The organism is Pseudodonghicola xiamenensis DSM 18339 (genome assembly GCF_000429365.1).
Taxonomy (GTDB): Bacteria; Pseudomonadota; Alphaproteobacteria; order Rhodobacterales; family Rhodobacteraceae; genus Pseudodonghicola; species Pseudodonghicola xiamenensis.
This window is the reverse complement of the sequence record NZ_AUBS01000028.1, coordinates 12903-34840: the sequence shown is the minus strand read 5'-3', so window position 1 is coordinate 34840 and position 21938 is coordinate 12903. Positions and strand designations below refer to the sequence as shown.

The following is a 21938-nucleotide window of genomic DNA, read 5'->3' as shown; positions in this document are numbered from 1 at the left end:
TGATTATGCTCCCAGACGGGGGATCTTGTGTTGTCCCAGAGCAAAGCCGATGTGTTTTTGCTCCATGTAGAAGTCGAACGACCAGTCGCCGCCGTCCCGCCCGATGCCTGAGGCCTTGACCCCGCCGAAGGGCGTGGGCAGGTGGCGGACGTTTTCCGAATTCACCCAGATCATCCCGGCCTCGAGCGCGTCGGTAAAGCGCAGCGCGCGGGTCAGATCATTGGTCCAGACATAGGCCGTCAGCCCATATTGGGTATCATTGGCGATCCTGAGCGCCTCGGCCTCGGTCGAGAAGCGGATCGCGGTCAGGACCGGGCCGAAGATCTCTTCCTGTGCCACGCGCATGCGCGTCGTTGCTCCGGTGAAGAGGGTGGGGCGCACGAACCAGCCCTGATCGCCCTCCCGGCAGCCGCCGGCGGCCAGGGTGGCGCCGTCCTGTTTCGCGGTGTCGAAATAGGATGTCACCTTGTCGAAATGCACCTTGTGGATCAGCGGGCCGACCTCGGTTTCCGGATCCAGCGGATGGCCGACCTTGATCCGGTTGACCCGTTCGATCAACTTCGCCTCAAAATGGTCTGCGATCGTCTCCTGCACCAGCAGGCGCGAAGAGGAGGTGCAGCGTTCCCCGTTCAGCGAATAGATCATGAAGATCGCGGCATCGAGCGCGCGGTCCAGATCGGCATCATCGAAGACGACCACCGGGTTCTTGCCGCCCAGCTCGAAATGCACCCGCTTCAGCGTGTCGGCACCCTGTTTCATGATCATCGACCCGGTGCGGCTTTCGCCGACAAAGGCGATGGCCTTGATCGCCGGGTGTTCGGTCAGGGCGCGGCCGGCATCCTCGCCCAACCCGTTGACCAGGTTCCAGACGCCATCGGGCAGGCCGGCCTCCTGCGCGATCTCGGCCAGGATGCGGGCGGTCAGCGGGCTGAATTCGGCCGGTTTATGCACGATGGTGCAGCCGGCGGCGAGCGCGGGGGCGATCTTCCAGGTCGACAGCATGAAGGGGGTGTTCCACGGCGTGATCACCCCCACCGGGCCGATCGGCACCCGTGTTGTCACGTTCATCAGTGTCGGTGAGCGCAGGTTCTGCCCGTCGCGGGCCGAGGCGACCTTGTCGGCGAAGAAGCGGAAGTTTTCGGCGCCGCGCAGTGCTGCCTTCGACATGAAGCGCAGCGCCTGGCCGGTGTCCCAGCATTCACACAGTGCGATCTCCTCGGCCCGTGCCTCGATCAGATCGGCGATGCGGATCAGGATCTTCTTGCGCTTGGCCGCGGGCATGTCGCGCCAGGCCGGAAAGGCGGCTGCGGCGGCCTTGGCGGCGGCGTCGATATCCTCTGCCCCGCCACGAGCGACCGGGCAGATCACGCTTTCATCGACAGGCGATGCAGTGTCAAACACAGCGCCCGAGGCGGCGGGGCGGGTTTCCCCACCGATCAGGTTCTGGATGCCATGCGGGCGGAAGCGGGTGAGATAACCGTCGAGCTTGGTCAGGTTGTCGGTCAAGGTGGTCATCGGCTCAGGCCTTCTTCAGATGGTCGCGGATGGTGCCGGTCTTGGGCGCAAGCTCCGGGTCGATGTCGCGCATCTCCAGCGACAGGGCGAGCGAGCGGTTTTCCATCACCGGTTTCAGGAAATCTTCTGCGGCGGCGAAGATCAGGGCGGTCGCCGCCTTGCGGGTGTCTAGGTCGCGGCCACCGCGCAGCCGGACCGAGATGTCGATATAGCCGTGATCCGGGTCGCCATCGGCGATCGAGACATGATCGGCCCGCATCGCCCGCACCCGGATCCCGGGCATCGGCAGCGCGCCGGTCTCGATGGCGGTGCGGCGCAGGGCGTCGCAGAAGCGGACCATGTCGACCCAGTCTTCGACATTGGCGGAATAATCCACCATCAGATGCGCCATGACGTTCCTCCCTCCGCCCGAGCCTTTTGTAATTAACATGTTTACTAAATGAAGGGGGTTCGTCAACCCCGGCGCCATTCTCGCATTGCGTGGCTGGGGGCGGATCGGCAAGACTGTCGCATGACCCGAAAACTGCCCTTGACCGCCCGTTCATTGCCCATCGCGTTATTGCGCGCCCGTGAGGAGGTGATGGGGCCGATCCGCGCCATGCTGGCGGATGTCGGCATCACCGAACAGCAATGGCGGGTGCTCAGGGTTCTGGACGAGGGCGGCGCGATGGAGCCGACTCGCATCGCCGAGGAGGCTTGCCTGCTGTTGCCGAGCCTGACGCGTATCCTGCAGAAGCTGGAGGAACGTGGGTTGATCGCGCGGCATCGCGATCCCGGGGATAAACGAAAGCAGATCGTCGAAATCGCTCCGACCGGAGCGGAAGTGATCGCCCGCAATCTGGGAACGAGCGTGGCATTGAATGATGCGGTGCGCGACCGGCTGGGGGCGGAGCGATATGAAACGCTGCTCGATCTGCTGAACGAGCTGGCCTCAAAGGACGGTGTCGCGGCCAGAGCACAGGACGTCTGACCGCGGCAGGGGGCCGGTTTTAGGCCGGCTTGTGCTTGTCTGGATAGGCGGCCGAGAATGCGGGATGCGCGGCGCAGGCGGTTTCGATGGCGCAGAGGCGGGGCAGGTCCGAGACATCGACGCCCCAGCGATGCGCGTTGTAAAGCTGCGGCACGATGCAGATATCGACCAGCCCGGGTTTGTTGCCGCAGGCATAGGGGGCCTGTTCGAATCCTGCCAGCAGCTCTTCGACCGCGATCAGGCCCGGGCGCATAAACTGCTGCATCCAGTCTTCCTTGACGTTTTCCCGGTTGCCGGTGATCTCGGCGGCATAATTGATGACCTGCAGGTTGCAGATCGGGTGGATGTCCATCGCGATGGCATAGGCGATCGCCAGTTCGCGGGCGCGGGTCGCCGGTTCCTTGGACAGAAGCCGCAGGTCGCGGGTGGTGTCGAGGTAATCGAGGATCGCCAGCGACTGGGTCAGCATTTGCCCGTCGATTTCCATCGCGGGGACCAGACCTTGTGGATTGCGGGCGAGGTGTTCGGAGGTTTTTTGCTGTCGCGCGACCAGATCGACCGGGACCGAAGTGTAGCTGAGCCCGGCCAAGTTCAGCGCGATCCGCAGCCGGTAGGCGGCGGAGGACCGCCAGTAATCATAGAGCACAACCTCGCTCATATTCATGTTCCTTTAATTTCATGTCCCGGGGAGGGGAGGGCGGTAGAGGGTAGTCGCAGCACCGGCGACGGTTCATGTCAATTGTCGCGCGGCGAAAGCCGCCGTTTTCCGGCACGGAAAACGGTTCGAAATCCGTGCCGGATTTCCGTGCTCAAATTGTGCTCAGTTCCTTTTCGTGCAGCCATTCGGCATGTTTGGGGGCCTTCTTGGTCTTCGACCATTCCTCAAGCATGTCCCATTTCACCGCGTCGAGCTTGGCGAGCATCGCCTCTTCCTCCGGATCCGGGCAGGCCAGTTCGATCCGGTGGCCGGAGGGGTCGAAGAAATAGATCGAATGGAAGATGGAATGGTCGGTGACGCCCAGCACCTCGACCCCGTTGGCCTCGAGATGTTCCTTGAACGCGATCAGCTCATCGCGGTCCTTCACCTTGAAGGCGATATGCTGAACCCAGGCGGGGGTGTTCGGGTCACGGCCCATCTCGGGCTTGGTCGGCAGTTCGAAGAAGGCCAGCACGTTGCCGTCGCCGGCATCCAGGAACAGATGCATGTAAGGATCGGGTTCATGGGTCGAGGGCACGTGATCTTCGGCGATGGCCAGGATGAAATCCATGTTCAGCATCTTGCCGTACCATTCCACCGTCTCCTTCGCGTCCTTGCAGCGATAGGCGACGTGGTGAATTTTCTCGATCTTCATGGGTTAGTCCTCCTTTTTCAGAGTGGCGGCGCGCAGTGCGGCGGACAGCGCCTCGCGGTCACCGATGTGATTGGCCAGGATCAGCACAAGCCTTGCGTTCAGCTTGTGGCTCTCCTCTGTGCTCAGCCCCTCGTGGGTGCTGAGCAGCTCGGCATAGAAGTCATCCGCAGCGGGGATGTTCGGGGTCAGGATCAGCTGGGTCATGGCGATTACTCCTTGCCAAGCGCTCGGGTGAGGGCGGCGGTGACGCGGGGGGCGTCGAAGCTGTCCCATCGCGCGGCGACATGCTGGTCGGGTCGGATCAAATAGACGGCAGAGGGCGCATCGCCCAGATAGCGCGCGGCCAGCGCACCGCTGGGATCGTCCCTGACCGACAGCGCGAGGCGGGGAATGGTGACCCCTTCCGCCGCAAAGCTTTCGGGGGCCTCCGTGTCGATGGTCATCAGGGTGAACCCGTTGCCCAGTTTCGACAGCAGGAAGTCATCGCCCAGCGGAGCGTCGGGGCAGGGCGAACCGGGCCGAGTGCGGTTCGGGCCCGCCAGCGCGTCGGCGGAATTGAGCGGCGAGCCGTCATAGGTGCTGGGCACGCTGAGCCGACCGGAATTCACCAGCGGACGGGCGAATTCATATGTCTCGCTCAGGTCCAGAACCGCATCGCGCAGTATCCGCGATATGTCGGATTTGGGGGTGATGAAATCGGTCGAGCGCGAGGAGTTCAGGATATTCTCATCTGCGCCATAGACCCGTTCCAGATCATAGCTGTCGAGCAGGTTTTCGGGGGCCTTGCCGTCGATCACCAGCTTCAGTTTCCAGATCAGGTTGTCGGTGTCCTGCAGGCCGGAGTTGGCGCCGCGTGCGCCGAAGGGGCTGACCTGATGCGCCGCGTCGCCGGCGAAAAGCACCCGGCCATGGCGGAACCGCTCCATCCGGCGGCACTGAAAGGTATAGATGCTGACCCATTCCAGTTCGAAATCGACATCCTCGCCCAGCATGGCCTTGAGGCGGGGAATGACATTCTCGGGGCGCTTTTCGCGGTCCTTGTCGATGTCCCAGCCCAGTTGCAGGTCGATCCGCCAGACGCCATCGGGCTGCTTGTGCAGCAGCGCCGACTGGCCGCGGTTGAACGGCGGGTCGAACCAGAACCAGCGTTCGGTGGGGAAATCGGCCTCCATCACCACATCGGCGATCAGGAAGTTGTCCTCGAACACACGACCGACGAAATCCAGCCCCAGCATCGCGCGGGTGGGCGAGCCGGCGCCGTCGCAGGCGATCAGCCAGTCGGCTTCGATGTTATAGCTGCCTTCGGGTGTGTCGATTTCCAACGTGACGTGATCGGGATGGGTGCCGATGGCCGAGACCTTGTTGCGACCGCGGATCTCGATCGGCGCGCCCTCGGCTTGCAATGCCCTCACCCGGTCGACCAGGAATTGTTCGAAATAATACTGTTGCAGGTTGATGAAGGCAGGGCGGCGGTGGCCCTCTTCCGGCAGCAGGTTGAAGTCATAGACCTTGCGGTCGTCAAAGAAGACCTTGCCAAGATTCCAGATCACCCCCTTGTCGACCATCGGTTGGCCGCAGCCGAGCCGGTCGAGGATTTCCAGCGGACGCTTGGCGAAGCAGATGGCGCGGGAGCCGAAACTGACCTTGTCGTTTTCGTCCAGCACCACGACCTCCACCCCCTGCTGGGCCAGGTCGATGGCGGCGGCGAGCCCCACGGGGCCGGCGCCGATCACCACGACCTTGTGGCGCGGCGGTCGGGCGGCGTCCTGATCGTCGTGCCGGGTATAGGGGTAGAGGGGGACTTCGAATATCTTCTTCACGGGCTTGTTCATGGCTCTCCTCCCTGAGTGCGCGTGGGATGCAGGCGCAAATCCTCCGTCTCCCGGCGGCTCCTTCCGCCGGGACTTTGGTTCGGTCCTTCGTCGTTCCTGGTGGGGCGGCTCGATCTGGATCAAGCCGGTCCCGGAGATTTTGGGCACGAGGGGGAGGTTCTGCGTCTACCGGTCTGGCCGGGTGTCAGATTGGCATCTCCCCGGGCTCCGCCCGTTCGGCGTGGAAAGAGGCCTGTTGGGCCTTTTCCCGGGCGTGCCTCACCCCTGCAGGGCTGCCCACATCTCCAGATCGCGCTGGGCGGTCCAGATACGCGGTGTGTCGATGCCGCGGGCTTCGTCATAGGCGCGGGCGACGTTGAACGGCAGGCAATGTTCGTAGATCGCGTAATCGGCGAACTTCGGATCGCATTCGGCGCGCACCGCGTCCCACGCCTCTTTCAGCGAACCGCCGCGCGCTGCCACCTTCGCCGCCGGGCGATAGGTGCTTTCGACGAAATCGCGGGTGTTCTCGATCGCCTCGTTGACCATCTCCTGACCAACCAGCGCGTCACCGCGGCCCGGCGCGATGGCGTCGACCTCGAACCACTTGATCGCATCGAGCGTATCGCCCCAGTCCGAGAAATGGCCGTCGCCGCAATAGCAGGCCGAATGGTATTCGACGATGTCGCCGGTGAACATCACGTTCTGATCCGGCACGTGGATCACGATGTCGCCGGCAGTATGGGCGCGGCCCAGATGCATCAGGTCGACCCGGCGGTTGCCCAGATAGACGGTCATCGAGTCGCTGAAGGTGGTGGTCGGATAGGTCAGGCCGGGGATGCTCTCATGCCCTTCGAACAGACGCGGGAAGCGTTGGAATTCGCTATCCCAATCCTCTTGTCCGCGTTCCACCACCATGGCGCGGGCGGTGTCACCCATGATGATCTGCCCGGCCCCGAAGGCCGAGGCGCCCAGTACGCGCACCGCGTGATAATGGGTCAGGGCCACATGGGTGATCGGCTTGTCGGTCACGGACCGCACGCATTCGATCACCTTGTTGGCCAGCCGCGGGGTCGCCTGCGCCTCGACGATCATCACGCTGTCATCGCCGATGATCACGCCGGAGTTCGGATCCCCCTCTGCGGTGAAGGCATAAAGCCCTTCTCCCACCTCGGTGAACGAGATCTTCTTTTCCGCCATGTCTCCCTGAGATGCGAATGCTTTCGCCATGTCTCTCTCCCTTCATGTTTTTCAATGGACGGCTTCGGGCCGCCATGGTTCATGTTGCGCCATGAAGATTTCGCAGCGCATGTCTCCCGTTCTCCTGTCCGTGGCCATCGTGGTGGCCTCCGGTCTGACCCTCTGGCTGATGGGGCGCAATCTGATCTGCCCCTGTGGTCATGTGTCGATCTGGTACAGCCCCGGCGATCCGGAGCCGAGCAGCCAGTCGTTGTTCGACTGGTATACACCCAGCCACATCATTCACGGCATCCTGTTCTTTGGCGCCCTCTGGCTGGTGGCGCGGCGGATGCCGATGGGCTGGCGCCTGGTCATCGCCCTGGCCGTCGAATGCGCCTGGGAGGTGATCGAGAACACGCCCTGGGTGATCGAACGCTATCGCAACGCGACGGTGTCGGTCGATTACAACGGCGATTCCGTGATCAACTCCACCTGTGACATTCTGGCGATGATCCTGGGCTTTGCCCTGGCGCGCCGGTTGCCGGTCTGGGCCAGCGTTGCCATCGTGATCGGGTTCGAGGTGCTGACCACTTGGCTGATCCGCGACGGGCTGGCGCTGAACATTCTGATGCTGCTCTGGCCGCTGCCCTCCGTGGTGGAGTGGCAGGCGGGCGTCTGAGCTGCGAATGCCAAGCGCCAGCGCCATGGATCAGTCCCGCGCGTAGGGATCGGCCAGCGCCGGGATCACCTTGCCGATGCAATCGCCGAAGCCGATGGTATAGCCGTCACCCTTGGCCACGCCTTTCAGCGTGAGGGTATCATTGTCCTCGATGAAGCTGCGGGTTGTGCCTCCGGGCAGGTCGATCGGCTCCTTGCCGCTCCAGCTGATTTCCAGCAGCGAACCACGGCTGTCCTTGGTCGGCCCCGAAATCGTGCCCGAGCCCAAGAGATCGCCCGCGTTCATCGGCGATCCGGCAGTGGTGTGATGCGCCAGTTGCTGCGCGGCGGAATAATACATCTCCCTGTAATTGGTACGGGAGATGGTGGTTGCCGTGCCGCCTTCGGGTTGCAGCGTGACCTCGAGGTCGATGTCATAAAGCATCGGACCGCAATCCTTCAGATGCGGCAAGAGCTCGACCTCCCGCGCAGGCGTGTCGGTGCGGAAGGGCTCCAGCGCCGCCTTGGTCACGATCCAGGGGCTGATGGTGGTGGCGGTCGCCTTGGCCTGGAACGGGCCCAGCGGCTGGTATTCCCAGGCCTGGATATCGCGCGCCGACCAGTCGTTCAGCAGCACATAACCGAAGATATGATCGTCGGCCTCCTGCACGGTGATCGGCCCGTCGGAGGGGGTGCCGACGATGGCGCCCATCTCGAGTTCGATGTCGAAGCGGGCACAGGGGGCGAAGCGCGGCGTTGGATCGTTCGGGCCCTTGAGCTGCCCCCAGGGACGGCGCACTTCGGTGCCCGAGACCACGACGGAGGAGGCGCGGCCGTTATAGCCGATCGGGATGTGCAGCCAGTTCGGCGGCAGCGCGTTTTCCGGCCCGCGGAAGATAGAGCCGACGTTGAAGGCATGGTTCTTGCCGGCATAGAAATCGGTGTATTCGCTGACCGCGAAGGGCATCAACAGCTCGGCATCCGCCATTGGCACCAGCAGCGGTTCGACGGCGGCGCGCTCGTCCGAGCCTTCGGCGAGCAGTGAGGTCAGCCGGTCGCGCAGCGCGGCCCAGACGGCGGGCCCTTCTTCCATCAGGGCGTTCCAGAACGGCACGTCGAACAGCGGCGTGTCGGTCAGGTCGATCAGACCGGTGTCCTCTGCGGCGGTGACATCCAGGATTTGATCGCCGATGGCGACGCCGCAATGCGGCTCGGTCTCGGCGGTTGCGAACACGCCATAGGGCAGGTTGTTCAGCGGAAAGGGGCAGTCGGCGGAATTGGCGCTGTCCACCCAGCTTTTCATCAGGGGCATGGGGTCTCCCAACAGGTTCAGGGGTCTTGCCAAGATTCTTTAAAGAATCTTGGCAAGAAAATTCGAATTTTCTTGCGGCTTACTTTGGGCCGGGGGTGCCATCGAACTTCTTTTCGATATCGGCCCAGCAGTCGATATAATCATCCTGCAGCGGGGCTTCCTTGGCGGCGAAGGCCGTCAGGTGCTGCGGGAAGCGGGTCTCGAACATGAAGGACATGGTGTTGTCCAGCTTCTCGGGCTTGAGATCGGCGTTCGAGGCGCCCTCGAAAGCGTTCTTATCCGGCCCGTGAGGCAGCATCATGTTATGGAGGCTCATGCCTCCGGGTGCAAAACCTTGTGGCTTTGCATCATACTGGCCATAGATGTTGCCCATTAGCTCAGACATGATGTTCTTGTGATACCAGGGCGGGCGGAAGGTATCTTCCATCACCATCCAGCGTTCGCGGAACAGCACGAAGTCGATGTTCGCGGTGCCCGGCACGCCCGAGGGTGCGGTCAGCACGGTGAAGATCGAGGGGTCGGGGTGGTCGAACAGGATCGAGCCCACCGGGCAGTAATTGCGCAGATCGTATTTCACCGGTGCATAGTTGCCATGCCAGGCCACCACGTCCAGCGGGCTGTGGTCGATATGGGTAACATGGAACTGGCCGCACCATTTGATCGTCACGGTCGAGGCCGCATCACGATCCTCGAAGGCGGCGACCGGTGTCTTGAAGTCGCGGCGGTTGGCCATGCAGTTGGCCCCGATCGGGCCGCGACCGGGCAGCTCGAATTTCTGGCCGTAGTTTTCACAGACAAAGCCGCGCGCGGGGCCTTCCAGAACCTCGACCCGATAGACCAGACCGCGAGGGATGATGGCGATCTCCTTCGGTTCGAGGTCGATGATCCCCAGTTCGGTGGCAAAGCGCAGCCGGCCTTCCTGCGGCACGATCAGCAACTCGGAATCGGCCGAGAAGAAATAATCATCCACCATCGACTCGGTGACCAGATAAATATGGCTCGCCATGCCGACCTGGGTGTTCACGTCGCCGGCGGAGGTCATGGTGCGCATGCCGGTCAGCCATGTCAGCGGCTGATCCGACAGCGGCACCGGATCCCAGCGGTATTGGCCCAGGCTCACCACATCGTCGACGACATGAGGGGCGGATTTCCAGTAGGGCAGGTCGATCTTTTCATAGCGGTGCGAATGCTTGACCGAGGGCCGGATGCGATAGCACCAGGTGCGTTCGTTCTGATGGCTCGGCGCCGTGAAGGCGGTGCCGCTCAGTTGTTCGCCGTAAAGGCCGTAATTGCATTTCTGCGGGCTGTTCATGCCCTGGGGCAGGGCGCCGGGCAGTGCCTCGGTTTCGAAGTCGTTTCCGAAGCCTGGCATATACCCTTCGGTGGTGCCGGCGGCGGTGGCTGCCTGGACCATCTTGTGAGGATGTGTGGGACGATTCATCGCGCGTTCCTCCTTTCGTCGCTTGCTGCCTATTAGTTGATTTTGTAACTAACAATATCCGATGGAGAGAAATTTGACAAAGCAAGACCTGGAAGCGGACGATTTCGATCTGGCCAATTTCCTGCCCTATCTGTTGAATCAGGCGGCCGAGGCCAGTTCTCTCGAGTTCCAGCGTGTCTATAAGGGACGCTATGGCATGCTGCGCACGGAATGGCGGGTGCTGTTCCACCTGGGCATGTATGGGGGGCAGACCGCGACCGAGATCTGCACCCGCGCCCGTATGCACAAGACCAAGATCAGCCGCGCCGTGCAGCGGCTGGAGGCGCGTCGCTTCCTGACCCGTACCCGGGATGCCGCGGATCGCCGGGTGGAGCATCTTGAACTGACCCAGGCGGGCAGGGCGGCCTATCTCAGCCTGCGCGATATCGCCCGCGCCTATGACGACAAACTGATCCGGATGTTTTCCAAGGATGAGGCCGGCCTGCTGCGCGCAATGCTGCGGCAATTGGCGGAACGCTAAGACGCGCGGGCGGGCGCGATTTTCTGTGCGCTTTCCTGGAACCAGCCTATATGTTGTTGAAGTTCCTGACCGTTACGCGCAAAGACCGCTGATGCCCGATCGAGATTTCTGCCTTTCCCCTGTCGCCGAACTGACATCCTGGCTGGTCGCCGGGGGGCTTGATGGAGCTGCGCGCGAAGAGCTTCTGGTCGGGTATTGTGAAAGGCTGGTCGGATATGGCGTGCCGCTGATGCGTCTGCATGTGGCGCAGCGGGCGCTGCATCCCCGGTTCGGGGGCATCGGCTTTGACTGGCTGCGCGACGGCGTCGACGGTGGCGTGTCGCTGGAACGCTATGCTCATAGTGCCGAACCGCTGCAGCAGTGGCTGCAAAGCCCGCTTTATCATCTGCTGTCTTCCCATGAGACAGAGTATCGGGTTCGGCTGAGCGATGTCGTCGAACGCAACCGCTTTCCCCTACTGACCGAATTGTGGGAGGCCGGGGCAACAGATTATTTCGCAACAGGGCTGCTGTTCCAGAAAAGCCCCGAGGCTGCGAAAATCGACGTCAAAAATATGCCGCAGGGGATGTTGATCTCTTATTGCTCGGATGCCCCTGAAGGGTTTTCCGAGGAGGATCTTCATCTGATTCGCTGCACGCTGCCGTCGCTTGGCTTGGCGTTGAAATCCACCGCCAACAGGCGAATGGCGCAGGATTTGCTGCAGGCCTATCTGGGGCGTGACGCCGGCGAGCGGGTGCTGTCGGGCGAAATCCAGCTGGGTTCGGTCGAGGAACTGAATGCGGTGATCTGCCTGTTCGACCTCTCCGGCTTCACCAGCCTGGCCGAGCAAATCCCCGGACCCGAGATGATCGCCATGCTGAACGCCTATCACGGGCTGGCGGTGACGGCGATTCAGGAGCGCGGCGGCAATGTGCTGAAGTTCATGGGGGACGGGCTTCTGGCCATGTTCGACCAGCCCGATCCCGAGCGGGCAGCCTGCGCTGCGCTCGATATGGTATCGGAGCTCAGCGATCGGGTGGCGGCGACCAACCGTGCCCGTGAACGCGAAGGCCTGCCGGTGGCGCGCTGTACCTTCGCGCTGCATGCGGGGCAGATCTATTATGGCAATATCGGCGCCGAGAACCGGCTGGACTTCACCGTGATCGGCCCGGCAGTCAACCTGACTGCGCGGATCGCCGATATGCACCGGGCGCTGGGGCGCCGGGTGATCCTGTCGGAACAGGTGTTCGAGGCTGCCCGCAAGGGCAATCACGATCTGGTTTCACTTGGGCGGTATGTGCTGCGGGGGGTGTCCCAGCCGCAGGAGCTTTATACGATCTGGCCGGACACCTGGGTCTGAGCCGCCGGGGCCGACGCGGCGAGCGCCGCCTTTCGGTCGATTGCGAAAAGCGGCAGCGGCGGCCTCAGATCTTCACCTCGACGTCGGGCAGCTTCAGCGCCTTCATCAGATCGCGTAGTTCCTGCCGGGCGGCGACATTCGAGATATTGAGCTGGCGCACGCCGATATCCTTGAGGTCGAGCAGGGTCAGCCCGCGCGGGAACAGCTCGCGGAAGATCACTCGCTCGGAAAAGCCGGGCGCGACGCGGAAGCCGATGCGGTTCGACAGCATCTTGACCGCGCGTTCCATCTTTTCCTTGTTGACCATTCGCTGGGTGCCGACCCGGTTGCGGATCACGATCCAGTCGATCGGCTTGAGCCCGGCCTGGGCACGCAGCTGACGGGCGTTCCAGACCATTTCGGAATAGACCGAGGGGCCGAGGATCTTTTCGCCGCTTTCGTCGGTATGGGCCAGCAGATCGAAGTCGATGAAGCTGTCGTTCAGCGGGGTGATCAGCGTGTCGGCCAGCGAATGGGCGACCTGGCTCAGGCGGGTATGCGATCCGGGGCAGTCGATCAGGATGAAATCCGCGTCGCCCTCCAGCCCGGAAATCGCAGCCGACAGGCGGTGATCATAGACGTTTTCTCCCGGGTTCAGCGTCGCCGGGTCGATCTCGGGGAGGGTCTGTAGCCGGAAAGTGGGCAGGCTCAGCCTGGAGCTTCGCAAAAACTCCTCCCGGTTTTCGACATAGCGGCCGAGACTGCGCTGCCGCAGGTCCAGATCCAGCACGCTGACCTTCTTGCCCAGTCGCGCCAGCGCGGTCGCCACATGCATCGAGACGGTGGATTTTCCCGCACCGCCCTTTTCGTTTCCAACTACGATAATATGCGCCATCGATCCGTCCCTCGGCCTTTGTTAGGCTCTGATTTCCCTAGGGAGATACAATATATGGGGGCGGCTGCAAGAAAAACCCCAAAGCCCGAGCGAAAGCGACTGCGGAGGAGAAATCTGCCCGGGGGCGGCATTCAGGCTGCCGCTTTTCGCGCCCTGGCCGGGTGCTCTGCGCGCGGCAGCGGGGCGGTCGGCCCGGGGATGACCGGGTTCGGGGCGCAAAGAAAAACGCCGCCGCTGGAACCCAGCGACGGCGTCTTTTTGCGTCCGAAGGACGGCTGGATCAGAAGCCCAGGCCTTCGTATTTCTTCTTGAACTTCGACACGCGACCGCCGGCATCCATCAGGCGCGAGGAGCCGCCGGTCCAGGCCGGGTGCACGCTGGGGTCGATGTCCAGAGCGAGCTGGTCGCCCTCGGAGCCCCAGGTGGATTTCATCTGAATGATGGTGCCATCGGTCATCTTGACGTCGATGATGTGGTAATCGGGGTGAATGCCTTTTTTCATCGATCCGTTCCTTACGCCTTGGCGTCAGCCGATTTGGGTTTGTAGTTGGTCACTTCCGCGATCCGGGCCGACTTGCCGCGGCGCGAGCGCAGATAGTAGAGTTTGGCACGGCGCACGCGGCCGCGACGGATCACTTCGATGCTGTCGATGTTGGTCGAATAGAGCGGGAACATCCGTTCCACGCCTTCGCCAAAAGAAATCTTGCGGACAGTGAAGGACCCGGCAATGCCGACGCCGTTCTTGCGGCTGATGCAGACGCCTTCGTACATCTGCACACGGGTACGGGTGCCTTCGGTCACCTTGTAGCCAACGCGCACGGTGTCGCCGGCTTTGAAGTCGGGGATCTCTTTCCCCAGGGCGGCAATTTGTTCCGCCTCAAGCTGTGCGATCAGATCCATCGCATCTTCTCCTGATATGCTCGCGGTTGCTCCGCGAAGGTTTGCGCGCCCTCAGAGCTCTTGGTCTTCATCGGGTCCGCCATGCTCCGAACAATCGGGGCGCCCGCCAGAGATCAGGTCGGTTTTCTGTGAAACTGCCGGGTGCGCACCTGAGGACGTCGAAGAAGCGTCCTTGCCCATACCCAACAGGTCCGCACACCGATTCCGGTCGCGAACGTGCGGTGTATAGGGCTATTGCCCCTGCGGATCAAGGCCCGTTTCGGGGCTGAGCCAGCGCGTCAGAAAGGGGGCGAGACGTGCGTCCAGCGGCTGTTTGCCGCGCAGGGCGCAGAAGTTTAGCGCCATCGCCTGCGCCATGAAGGCCTGCACCCCCTCGGCAAGCAGCTCAGGGTCGGCATCGTGGCGAAACTGGCCCGCGGTGATCCAGCTTGCGATCTGCCGGACCAGCCGGTCCAGTGCCTGAGCGATGGGGCCGATATCCTCGCGCGCGGCGGCGCCGGAATGGCGCAGGATGACGTCGAAGACATAGCGTTCACTGGTCATGAGCGCCATCAGTGGACCCAGGGCCTGAATCAGCGCCGGGGTGTCCCGCGGCGCTGGACCTGTTTCCAGCGCGTCGAGACAGTGATTCATCTCGGCGCCGATCAGCATGTCCATCAGCGCATCCTTGTCCTTGAAATGCGCGAAGAAAGTGCCCTTGGCCACGCCGGCACGGCGCACCACCTCATCGACACGCATGGCGCCATATCCGGTCTCGGCGATCACCGCCTGGGCGGTGGCCAGAAGGCGGGCGCGTGTTTTCACCGCACGAGGTTGAATGGCATCCATCATGCTGGATGTGTCTCACAAAATTCGACCGTGGTCAAAATTTAGTATTGACCGTAGTCAATTTCCCATAGATGAATTGACCGCGGTCAATTTATGGAGGTTCCATGTCCCCGAAACGCATCCTGATTTTGAACGGACACCCTGCCGAAACCTCGATCTCGCGGCAGATCGCGCAGTCCTATGCGCAGGCGGCAGAGCAGGCCGGTCACAGCTTGCGGGTGACGCATCTTGCCGGTCTGTCGTTCGATCCCGATTTCGGTTTCGGTGGCTATCGGAGGCACAAGCCGCTGGAGCCGGATCTGGAGCAATTCCTGGCTGATCTCGCCTGGTGCGATCACTTCGTTCTGGTGACGCCGATGTGGTGGGGCGGTTTGCCGGCGAAGCTCAAGGGATTGATCGACCGTTCATTTCTGCCGGGCCGGACTTTTGACACCCGTGGCAAGTTGCCGAAGCCACTGCTCAAGGGGCGGAGCGGGCGGGTGATCCTCACCTCTGACAGCCCGTGGTGGTATTTCCGGTTGCTGCACCGGCCGCTTTACTGGCAGCTCAAGCGGCAAATTCTTGGCTTTGTCGGGCTGAAGCCGGTGCGCATCAGTCATTTCGCGCAGGCCAGCCATCCAACGCGCGAAGCGGTGGAGGGCTGGCTGGCCGATACCCGCAGGCTGGCAGGACGGGCGGTCTAGGCGCTGAATTCGAGATGGGGTGTTCCTCCGATCCGGGGGGGCATACTCCAGCCGAGGAGCCCGAAGGATGTCCCCTCACACCCACGGGCTCGCCTTGTCTGTCACAGTCGAGAGCTGATCGTGCCCCACCGCGCGGCACGGCGGTCGGTCACAAAGATCGCCGCGGATTTTGCGGATTTTGGTGTCTCTGTGCGCAGGATTCGCAGTTGGCACAGTTGGTATCGTGAGAGGGCAGGGCGGCGCCCGGAAATGTGTCTGGCGCGCCGCTCCGATCGCTGCATCGGCTGGAGGCGGGGCGGGTCGCGCTGATCCTCGGGCTCGGGGGCGGTCCCATCGCTCAGTGCCTTGGGGTGGCCGGTTCCTCTATCGCGCCTTGGTGGCGGTCAGGGCCTGGTTTGCCGTCTGGGGCCTTCGCCACCCGCCACCTCCGCATTCGGCCCTACACCTCTTGCAGCATGGCCAAGGCCGAGCGGTTCGTCCCGACGCTGCAGTGGGACCTATGCAACGCCAGATGTCCGAAGCCGTGACCAGCCAAGGTGGCTTGGCTGGGTCTGCCATGCGCCGCCTGGCTCGGTCCTCAAAGGCCAGCCTCTGAGATTGGCGCGGCGTTCACAGCTAGGTTGCCCCGATCATTGATCTGTGACTTTCTGCCGGCCTGAACTGCAAGAAGTCGGAGCATGAAGATGGAATGGCAGAGGCTGCTGAACCCGGGGCGGCTGTGCCGACCGGATTACAAGGAAACCGCGGGCCGGCCGGCCTACCTGCAGGATTACGATCGCATCCTGTTTTCCCAGCCGTTCCGCCGCCTGGCGCAGAAGACGCAGGTGCATCCGCTGGTGCATCACGATCACCTGCACCACCGGATGATCCATTCGATGGAAACCGCCAGCGTCGGCCGGTCGCTCGGGATCGCCGTCGGCCAGAGGCTGGTCGATGAGGCAAGGCTCGACGATGGCCAGCAGCATGTGATCGCCGGCGTGGTACAGGCCGCCTGCCTGATGCATGATATCGGCAATCCGCCCTTTGGCCATTCCGGCGAGGCGAGCATCGGCGAATGGTTTGCTGGGCTCTTCGCCGGAGACCCGGCGCTGGCGGCGACGATCGGGGCGCGGCAGGCGGAATTCACCGCTTTCGAAGGCAACGCACAGGGCTTCCGCATCGCGGCCTCGCTCGAGATGGGGCGCCGGGCTGGCGGTATGCGACTGTCCTACGCGACGCTGGGCGCCTTCATGAAATACCCCTGCACGGCCGTCGTCAGCGGCTCCGCCGCCTATGTCGGGCTGAAGAAATTCGGTGTGTGCGAGAGCGAGGAGCCGCTCTTTGCCGAAACCGCCGCCGCGCTCGGCCTGCCGCAACGGATGTCCGGGGCGGGGCGCTGGTGGGCGCGCCACCCGCTGGCCTTCCTGGTCGAGGCGGCGGATGACATCTGCTACCGCATCCTCGATCTCGAGGACGCTGCCACCATCGGTGATCTGCCAACCGGCAGGGTGATCGAAATCCTCGAAAGCATCGCGGCGCCGGATTGGCCTGATGCCGAGGGGATGACGGCGCATGAGATCGTGGCATCGCGTCGGGCGCTGGCGATCGGCCGCGCGATCGACGCGGCGGTCGATGCCTTCATGGACCACTATGAGGCGATCATGGAGGGAACTTTCAGCGATGGGCTGATGGAGGTCTCCGCCAAGGCCGGCGCCTTCGGTGAGCTGAAGGATATCTCCAACGCGCGCATCTTCACCGCGCGGCGCAAGACTGAACTTGAGATCGCCGGGCGGCAGGTGCTGCATGACCTGCTGGATCATTTCCACGGGCTGTTCGAGGCGCTGAAGGCCGAGGGGTGGGAGCCGGAGGCTCTGAAAAGCCGCTATTGGGGCAAGTTGATCCGCGCCACCGATATCGACCTGCGCGGCGTCGTTGACGATTACACGGCTCTGCATGCGCTGGCCGATTTCGTCTCGGGCATGACGGACCGATATGCCGTGCGCACCCGCGACATGATCGCCGGCCGGGTGGGCTGAGGCCGGCGCTCCCCTTCTTCTCGGTGAAAATACGGCGGGGGTGCGGGGGCCGCGCCCCCGTCCGCGGTCTGTTCCGGGGCCGGGCTTCGGCAAAGAAAAACCCCGGCGTTGCCGCCGGGGTCTGTTGTCTCAGTCTTGAGGAAACCCTCAGCCGATGGCGACGGCTTTCACGTCGTCGTCGATATGTTCGACATATTGCTCGAAGTTCGCGGCGAACATCTTGACCAGCTTGGCGGCCTGGGCGTCATAGGCGTCCTTGTCGGCCCAGGTCTGGCGCGGGTCCAGAAGCTGGGTGTCGACGCCGGACGCCGCAACCGGAACCTCGAAGCCGAAGTTCACGTCCTTGCGGAATTCCGCCTCGTTCAGCGACCCTTCCAGGGCGGCGGTCAGCAGCGCGCGGGTGGCTTTGATCGGCATCCGCGAACCGGTGCCGAAGGCGCCGCCGGTCCAGCCGGTGTTGACCAGCCAGCAGGTGGCGCCATGCTTGGCGATCTTTTCCTGCAGGAGCTTGCCATAGCTTTCCGGCCGGCGCGGCATGAAGGGGGCGCCGAAGCAGGTCGAGAAGGTGGGTTCGGGTTCGACCACACCGCGCTCGGTGCCCGGGGTCTTCGAGGTGAAGCCGGACAGGAAGTGGTACATCGCCTGGGCCGGGGTCAGCCGCGAAATCGGCGGCAGCACGCCATAGGCGTCGCAGGTCAGCAGGATGATGTTCTTCGGGTGACCGCCCAGCGAGGTTTCCGACGCGTTGGAGATATAGTCCAGCGGGTAGGCGCAGCGCATGTTCTCGGTCAGCGAGCTGTCCTTGAAGTCCAGCTCGAAGGTTTCCGGATCGAACACCATGTTCTCGATCACGGTGCCGAACTTATGCGTGGTGGCATAGATTTCCGGCTCGGCCTCGGCGCTCAGGTTGATGGTCTTGGCATAGCAGCCGCCTTCGAAGTTGAAGGTGCCGTTATCGGACCAGCCGTGTTCGTCGTCGCCGATCAGCACCCGGGCCGGATCGGCCGACAGCGTGGTCTTGCCGGTGCCCGACAGGCCGAAGAAGATCGCGGTGTCGACCGGGTTGTCGACCGCGTGGTTGGCCGAGCAGTGCATCGGCATCACGCCTTTTTCCGGCAGCAGGTAGTTCAGCAGGGTGAACACCGATTTCTTGTTTTCACCGGCGTATTCGGTGTTGCCGATCAGGATCAGTTTCTTGTCGAAGTTAAGGGCGATCACCGTATCGGTGCGGCAGCCGTGACGCTCCGGGTCGGCCTTGAAGCTGGGGCAGTTGATGATGGTGAAATCGGCGATGAAGCTGTTCAGCGCGTCGCGGGTGGGGCGGCGCAGCAGGTGGCGGATGAACAGGCCGTGCCAGGCCAGTTCGGTCACCATGCGGACATTGATCGCATACTCGGGGTCGGCGCCACCGACCAGATCCTCGACGAAGAAGTCGCGGCCCTTCATGTGGGCCAGCATGTCGGCGTGCAGCACGTCGAAGGCTTCGGGCGACATTTCGGCGTTGTTTTCCCACCAGATGGTGTCTGCAACGCTGTCGGTCTTGACGATGTGCTTGTCCTTGGGCGAACGGCCAGTGAATTTGCCGGTGGTCACCAGGAAGGCGCCGCCTTTACCCAAGGTGCCTTCGCCGCGTTTCAGCGCGGCTTCGATCAGGGCCGGCTCAATCAGGTTGTAATAGACATTGCCCAGGCCCTCGATGCCTTGGTCTTCGAGGCGGAATTGGGGATTGACCCGTCCAGTTGTCATGCTGTCATTCTCCTGTGGCGGCGCCTGGCGTCGCGTGTCGTTCAATCGCTGTTCGGGGCGATGATCGGGCTCAATTCCCGATGCGGGGCCTCTTAGCATGACGTTTTCGGGCTTGAACAGGACGCTTTGGCACAGTTAGCGCCACCATGGCGATGTTTAGCGCAACCATGCGACGCGTTGCCTCGGAGACGTGCGACAATTCAACCTCGCTTAAGGAATTTCTGCTGTCCTGAGAACGCAAAGGCGGCTCGATTCGCAGTTAAGGATTGATTCGCAACGCGAAAAAAGGGCAGAATATGGGAAAAAACGTGGCAGTCATGAGCAGATAGGTGCACGCCGATGTCAAAGATCGCTTTGGTTGACGATGACAGGAATATCCTGACCTCAGTATCCATGACCCTCGAAGCCGAGGGGTTCGAGGTCGAAACCTACAACGACGGGCAGGCGGCGCTGGACGCCTTCAACAAGAAACTGCCAGATATGGCGGTTCTGGACATCAAGATGCCCCGGATGGATGGCATGGATCTGCTGCAGCGGTTGCGGCAGAAGACCCAGATGCCGGTGATTTTCCTGACCTCGAAGGACGATGAGATCGACGAGGTACTGGGCCTGCGCATGGGCGCTGACGATTACGTCAAGAAGCCTTTCTCTCAGCGTCTTCTGGTCGAACGGATTCGCGCCTTGCTGCGCCGTCAGGAGGCGGTATCGGGTGACGTAGTCGGAACCAGCCCCGAGACCAAGGTGATGGAGCGCGGGAATCTGCGGATGGATCCTTTGCGCCATTCGGTGACCTGGAAGGGCAAGGATGTGTCGCTGACGGTTACGGAATTCCTGCTGCTGCAGGCGCTGGCGCAGCGTCCGGGGTTTGTCAAAAGCCGCGATCAGCTGATGGATGTGGCCTATGACGATCAGGTCTATGTCGACGATCGCACCATCGACAGCCATATCAAACGCCTGCGCAAGAAAATGCGCAGCGCCGATCCGGATTTTTCGGCGATTGAGACGCTGTACGGGATTGGCTACCGCTATAACGAGGAATAACGGCTGTCCGGGATCGTTTCCGGATGTGTTCTTGCCGAAAGGGGTGACGTGCGCGACACCGGCTCTTCTGAATTGCGTCACGACGGTGATGTGGTGCTGGGCGACGACTGGGTCGCGCCCCACAGCACCGTGGCCGAGGAATTGCGCGCCAAGCGTGACCGGCGCGGGTTCTTTTCGCTGCGGGGCTCTCCCCTGACGCGCAAGATCATCGTCTTCAACCTGATCGCCCTGACACTGTTGGTGGCGGGGCTTTTGTACCTCAACAGCTCGCGTGACAATCTGGTGGCGCAGCGGGCCAATGTGCTGGCGGGCGAAGCGCGCCTGACTGCCAATGTCTTCGAGGCACAGCTTCCCAGGCATGGGCCGGTCAACCTGGCAACGGGCGATGGTGTCGACGTTGCCGATACGCTGGCGGCGCTGACTTTGCGCGATGGCGTTGCGGTGGTCGTGTTCGATCCTGCCGGCCAGATCGTGGGGCAGACCCGCGGTACCGGCGCAGGCCTGTCGGCGCCGACTGGTGACATCGCCGGGCATACCCCGATCAGTGACGGGCTGTCGGCGCTTTGGCGTGGGCTGGCGGGGGTGCTGGCCTCGGATCGGGTGCCACAGGCCGCCCCGCTGGAGACGCAGTTGGGGGCGCTGTTGCCCGAGGCGCTGGATCAGGGCACGACCCGGGTCGCGACCCTGAGCCCGGGGACCCGCGGCGCCGAACTGGCGGCGGTGACGCCGATCTTGCAGGATGGTGCTCCGGTCGGTGCGTTGGCGCTGGTCAGCCCGGCGGGAGAGATCGAGATGCTGATCCGCGGCGAACGGGAGCGGGTGCTGCAGATGTTCGTGGTGACGCTTTTGGTTTCGGTGGGATTGAGCTTGGTCCTGGCCTCGACCATCGCCAATCCGTTGGCCGATCTGGCCGAGGCTGCGGAACTGGGACGTGACCGGAATGCCCGGAAGATGAGCCCGGGCCGCGTCCGGATTCCGGATCTGACTGCGCGGCCGGATGAAATCGGTCGCCTCAGCCGGGCGCTGCGCGGCATGGTCTCGGCGCTTTACAATCGGATCGACGGTAACGAACAATTCGCCGCCGACGTCGCGCATGAGATCAAGAACCCGCTGGCCAGCCTGCAATCTGCGGTCGGCACGCTCAGGATGATCAAGCGGGAGGATCAGCGCGACAAGCTGCTTGATATCATCGAACACGATGTGCGGCGGCTCGACCGACTGGTCAGCGATATCTCCAATGCCTCCCGCCTTGATGCGGAGCTGGTCAAGGAGGAACAGGAAAGCTTCGATCTGCTGACCATGCTGGGCAATCTGAACCAGTATCTGGGGGAGGACGCGAGGACCAAGGGGATCGACTATATTACCGACCTGCCGAAGGCTCCGATCGTGATTCACGGGCTCGAGGCGCGGCTGGCACAGGTCTTCGTCAACTTGATCACCAATGCGATTTCCTTCTGCGAAGAGGGTGACGCGATCCGCGTCTGGGCCCGCAAGCGGCAGAACCGGGTGCTGGTGGTGGTCGAGGACACCGGCCCGGGCATCCCGGAAGAGGCGCTGACCAAGATCTTCAAGCGGTTCTATTCGCAACGCCCGGAGGAGCATTTCGGCAATAACTCCGGCCTCGGTCTGGCGATCTCGAAACAGATCGTCGAGGCGCATGGCGGGGTGATCTGGGCCGAGAACATCCGCCCGACCGAGGCCGATGTCACCTCTGATCCGTTGGGTGCGCGCTTCGTCGTCGGCCTGCCGGTCTGA

At 62.8% G+C, this 21938-nt stretch carries 22 protein-coding genes; 8 read left to right on the top strand and 14 right to left on the bottom strand.

What is annotated here, in order from left to right:
• Nucleotides 1–3 precede the first annotated feature (3 nt).
• Both hpaE and G455_RS0117180 read right to left on the bottom strand, forming a co-directional pair.
• Nucleotides 4–1515 (bottom strand): 5-carboxymethyl-2-hydroxymuconate semialdehyde dehydrogenase, encoded by a 1512-nt coding sequence (hpaE, locus tag G455_RS0117185; protein ID WP_028094826.1) that lies wholly within the window; start codon nt 1513–1515, stop codon nt 4–6.
• Nucleotides 1516–1519: 4 nt separating this feature from the next.
• The gene (locus G455_RS0117180; RefSeq protein WP_028094825.1) at nt 1520–1906 is read right to left on the bottom strand and encodes a 5-carboxymethyl-2-hydroxymuconate Delta-isomerase; all 387 of its coding nucleotides are present in this window, start codon (nt 1904–1906) and stop codon (nt 1520–1522) included.
• Nucleotides 1907–2026: 120 nt separating this feature from the next.
• On the opposite strand from G455_RS0117180, the gene hpaR reads away from it, so the two are divergent.
• The gene (hpaR, locus tag G455_RS24485) at nt 2027–2485 is read left to right on the top strand and encodes a homoprotocatechuate degradation operon regulator HpaR (protein ID WP_051312593.1); all 459 of its coding nucleotides are present in this window, start codon (nt 2027–2029) and stop codon (nt 2483–2485) included.
• A 19-nt stretch (nt 2486–2504) separates the two neighbouring features.
• Here hpaR and maiA read toward each other — a convergent pair whose 3' ends face one another.
• The 5 genes from maiA to G455_RS0117150 form a co-directional block, all read right to left on the bottom strand.
• Nucleotides 2505–3143, bottom strand: a complete 639-nt coding sequence (gene maiA, locus G455_RS0117170; protein WP_028094824.1) for a maleylacetoacetate isomerase — start codon at nt 3141–3143, stop codon at nt 2505–2507.
• A gap of 151 nt (nt 3144–3294) precedes the next feature.
• The gene (locus tag G455_RS0117165; protein ID WP_028094823.1) at nt 3295–3837 is read right to left on the bottom strand and encodes a VOC family protein; all 543 of its coding nucleotides are present in this window, start codon (nt 3835–3837) and stop codon (nt 3295–3297) included.
• Nucleotides 3838–3840: 3 nt separating this feature from the next.
• Nucleotides 3841–4041, bottom strand: coding sequence for a DUF2783 domain-containing protein (locus G455_RS0117160; protein WP_028094822.1), 201 nt, complete (start codon nt 4039–4041; stop codon nt 3841–3843).
• 5 nt (nt 4042–4046) lie between these two features.
• Nucleotides 4047–5657, bottom strand: coding sequence for an FAD-dependent oxidoreductase (locus G455_RS0117155; protein ID WP_028094821.1), 1611 nt, complete (start codon nt 5655–5657; stop codon nt 4047–4049).
• 270 nt (nt 5658–5927) lie between these two features.
• A complete protein-coding gene (locus tag G455_RS0117150; protein ID WP_028094820.1) occupies nt 5928–6878 on the bottom strand; it encodes an MBL fold metallo-hydrolase in 951 nt (316 codons plus the stop codon).
• 79 nt (nt 6879–6957) lie between these two features.
• Here G455_RS0117150 and G455_RS0117145 point away from each other — a divergent pair, with 79 nt between their 5' ends.
• On the top strand, nt 6958–7506 hold the full coding sequence (locus G455_RS0117145; protein ID WP_229861825.1) for a DUF2585 family protein: 549 nt from the start codon (nt 6958–6960) through the stop codon (nt 7504–7506).
• 30 nt (nt 7507–7536) lie between these two features.
• Here the strand turns inward: G455_RS0117145 and fahA are convergent, their stop codons facing one another.
• Both fahA and hmgA read right to left on the bottom strand, forming a co-directional pair.
• On the bottom strand, nt 7537–8796 hold the full coding sequence (fahA, locus tag G455_RS0117140) for a fumarylacetoacetase (RefSeq protein ID WP_028094818.1): 1260 nt from the start codon (nt 8794–8796) through the stop codon (nt 7537–7539).
• Between the two features lie 79 nt (nt 8797–8875).
• Nucleotides 8876–10237 (bottom strand): homogentisate 1,2-dioxygenase, encoded by a 1362-nt coding sequence (hmgA, locus tag G455_RS0117135; protein ID WP_028094817.1) that lies wholly within the window; start codon nt 10235–10237, stop codon nt 8876–8878.
• A gap of 73 nt (nt 10238–10310) precedes the next feature.
• Here hmgA and G455_RS0117130 point away from each other — a divergent pair, with 73 nt between their 5' ends.
• The gene (locus tag G455_RS0117130) at nt 10311–10757 is read left to right on the top strand and encodes a MarR family winged helix-turn-helix transcriptional regulator (protein WP_028094816.1); all 447 of its coding nucleotides are present in this window, start codon (nt 10311–10313) and stop codon (nt 10755–10757) included.
• A 91-nt stretch (nt 10758–10848) separates the two neighbouring features.
• Nucleotides 10849–12096 (top strand): adenylate/guanylate cyclase domain-containing protein, encoded by a 1248-nt coding sequence (locus tag G455_RS0117125; RefSeq protein ID WP_028094815.1) that lies wholly within the window; start codon nt 10849–10851, stop codon nt 12094–12096.
• 64 nt (nt 12097–12160) lie between these two features.
• On the opposite strand, the gene G455_RS0117120 is transcribed toward G455_RS0117125, so the two are convergent.
• The 4 genes from G455_RS0117120 to G455_RS0117105 all read right to left on the bottom strand — a co-directional run bounded on the left by G455_RS0117120 (nt 12161) and on the right by G455_RS0117105 (nt 14701).
• Nucleotides 12161–12970 carry a division plane positioning ATPase MipZ gene (locus G455_RS0117120; protein ID WP_028094814.1) on the bottom strand — a complete coding sequence of 270 codons (810 nt, stop codon included), beginning with the start codon at nt 12968–12970 and terminating at the stop codon, nt 12161–12163.
• A gap of 280 nt (nt 12971–13250) precedes the next feature.
• Nucleotides 13251–13472 carry a 50S ribosomal protein L31 gene (gene rpmE / locus G455_RS0117115; RefSeq protein WP_028094813.1) on the bottom strand — a complete coding sequence of 74 codons (222 nt, stop codon included), beginning with the start codon at nt 13470–13472 and terminating at the stop codon, nt 13251–13253.
• Nucleotides 13473–13483: 11 nt separating this feature from the next.
• Nucleotides 13484–13870, bottom strand: a complete 387-nt coding sequence (gene rplS, locus G455_RS0117110; RefSeq protein WP_028094812.1) for a 50S ribosomal protein L19 — start codon at nt 13868–13870, stop codon at nt 13484–13486.
• Between the two features lie 231 nt (nt 13871–14101).
• Nucleotides 14102–14701: a TetR/AcrR family transcriptional regulator gene (locus G455_RS0117105; protein WP_028094811.1), complete on the bottom strand. Its 600-nt coding sequence runs from the start codon at nt 14699–14701 to the stop codon at nt 14102–14104.
• 101 nt (nt 14702–14802) lie between these two features.
• Here G455_RS0117105 and G455_RS0117100 point away from each other — a divergent pair, with 101 nt between their 5' ends.
• Nucleotides 14803–15381: an NAD(P)H-dependent oxidoreductase gene (locus G455_RS0117100; protein WP_028094810.1), complete on the top strand. Its 579-nt coding sequence runs from the start codon at nt 14803–14805 to the stop codon at nt 15379–15381.
• A 683-nt stretch (nt 15382–16064) separates the two neighbouring features.
• A complete protein-coding gene (gene dgt, locus G455_RS0117095; protein ID WP_028094809.1) occupies nt 16065–17396 on the top strand; it encodes a dGTP triphosphohydrolase in 1332 nt (443 codons plus the stop codon).
• A 147-nt stretch (nt 17397–17543) separates the two neighbouring features.
• On the opposite strand, the gene G455_RS0117090 is transcribed toward dgt, so the two are convergent.
• Nucleotides 17544–19142, bottom strand: coding sequence for a phosphoenolpyruvate carboxykinase (locus G455_RS0117090; protein ID WP_028094808.1), 1599 nt, complete (start codon nt 19140–19142; stop codon nt 17544–17546).
• Nucleotides 19143–19481: 339 nt separating this feature from the next.
• Here G455_RS0117090 and G455_RS0117085 point away from each other — a divergent pair, with 339 nt between their 5' ends.
• On the top strand, nt 19482–20183 hold the full coding sequence (locus tag G455_RS0117085) for a response regulator transcription factor (RefSeq protein ID WP_028094807.1): 702 nt from the start codon (nt 19482–19484) through the stop codon (nt 20181–20183).
• A gap of 48 nt (nt 20184–20231) precedes the next feature.
• The gene (locus tag G455_RS0117080) at nt 20232–21938 is read left to right on the top strand and encodes a sensor histidine kinase (protein WP_028094806.1); all 1707 of its coding nucleotides are present in this window, start codon (nt 20232–20234) and stop codon (nt 21936–21938) included.

What these genes read in the sequence shown, in the direction of transcription:
- rplS (WP_028094812.1), bottom strand. Translation starts at nt 13,870, where the DNA reads ATGGATCTGATCGCACAGCTTGAGGCGGAACAAATTGCCGCCCTGGGG.
- G455_RS0117160 (WP_028094822.1), bottom strand. Translation starts at nt 4,041, where the DNA reads ATGACCCAGCTGATCCTGACCCCGAACATCCCCGCTGCGGATGACTTC.
- hpaR (WP_051312593.1), top strand. Translation starts at nt 2,027, where the DNA reads ATGACCCGAAAACTGCCCTTGACCGCCCGTTCATTGCCCATCGCGTTA.
- G455_RS0117090 (WP_028094808.1), bottom strand. Translation starts at nt 19,142, where the DNA reads ATGACAACTGGACGGGTCAATCCCCAATTCCGCCTCGAAGACCAAGGC.
- hpaE (WP_028094826.1), bottom strand. Translation starts at nt 1,515, where the DNA reads ATGACCACCTTGACCGACAACCTGACCAAGCTCGACGGTTATCTCACC.
- G455_RS0117085 (WP_028094807.1), top strand. Translation starts at nt 19,482, where the DNA reads ATGTCAAAGATCGCTTTGGTTGACGATGACAGGAATATCCTGACCTCA.
- G455_RS0117105 (WP_028094811.1), bottom strand. Translation starts at nt 14,701, where the DNA reads ATGATGGATGCCATTCAACCTCGTGCGGTGAAAACACGCGCCCGCCTT.
- G455_RS0117100 (WP_028094810.1), top strand. Translation starts at nt 14,803, where the DNA reads ATGTCCCCGAAACGCATCCTGATTTTGAACGGACACCCTGCCGAAACC.
- dgt (WP_028094809.1), top strand. Translation starts at nt 16,065, where the DNA reads ATGGAATGGCAGAGGCTGCTGAACCCGGGGCGGCTGTGCCGACCGGAT.
- maiA (WP_028094824.1), bottom strand. Translation starts at nt 3,143, where the DNA reads ATGAGCGAGGTTGTGCTCTATGATTACTGGCGGTCCTCCGCCGCCTAC.
- G455_RS0117180 (WP_028094825.1), bottom strand. Translation starts at nt 1,906, where the DNA reads ATGGCGCATCTGATGGTGGATTATTCCGCCAATGTCGAAGACTGGGTC.
- G455_RS0117150 (WP_028094820.1), bottom strand. Translation starts at nt 6,878, where the DNA reads ATGGCGAAAGCATTCGCATCTCAGGGAGACATGGCGGAAAAGAAGATC.
- hmgA (WP_028094817.1), bottom strand. Translation starts at nt 10,237, where the DNA reads ATGAATCGTCCCACACATCCTCACAAGATGGTCCAGGCAGCCACCGCC.
- G455_RS0117120 (WP_028094814.1), bottom strand. Translation starts at nt 12,970, where the DNA reads ATGGCGCATATTATCGTAGTTGGAAACGAAAAGGGCGGTGCGGGAAAA.
- G455_RS0117125 (WP_028094815.1), top strand. Translation starts at nt 10,849, where the DNA reads ATGCCCGATCGAGATTTCTGCCTTTCCCCTGTCGCCGAACTGACATCC.
- fahA (WP_028094818.1), bottom strand. Translation starts at nt 8,796, where the DNA reads ATGCCCCTGATGAAAAGCTGGGTGGACAGCGCCAATTCCGCCGACTGC.
- G455_RS0117145 (WP_229861825.1), top strand. Translation starts at nt 6,958, where the DNA reads ATGTCTCCCGTTCTCCTGTCCGTGGCCATCGTGGTGGCCTCCGGTCTG.
- rpmE (WP_028094813.1), bottom strand. Translation starts at nt 13,472, where the DNA reads ATGAAAAAAGGCATTCACCCCGATTACCACATCATCGACGTCAAGATG.
- G455_RS0117165 (WP_028094823.1), bottom strand. Translation starts at nt 3,837, where the DNA reads ATGAAGATCGAGAAAATTCACCACGTCGCCTATCGCTGCAAGGACGCG.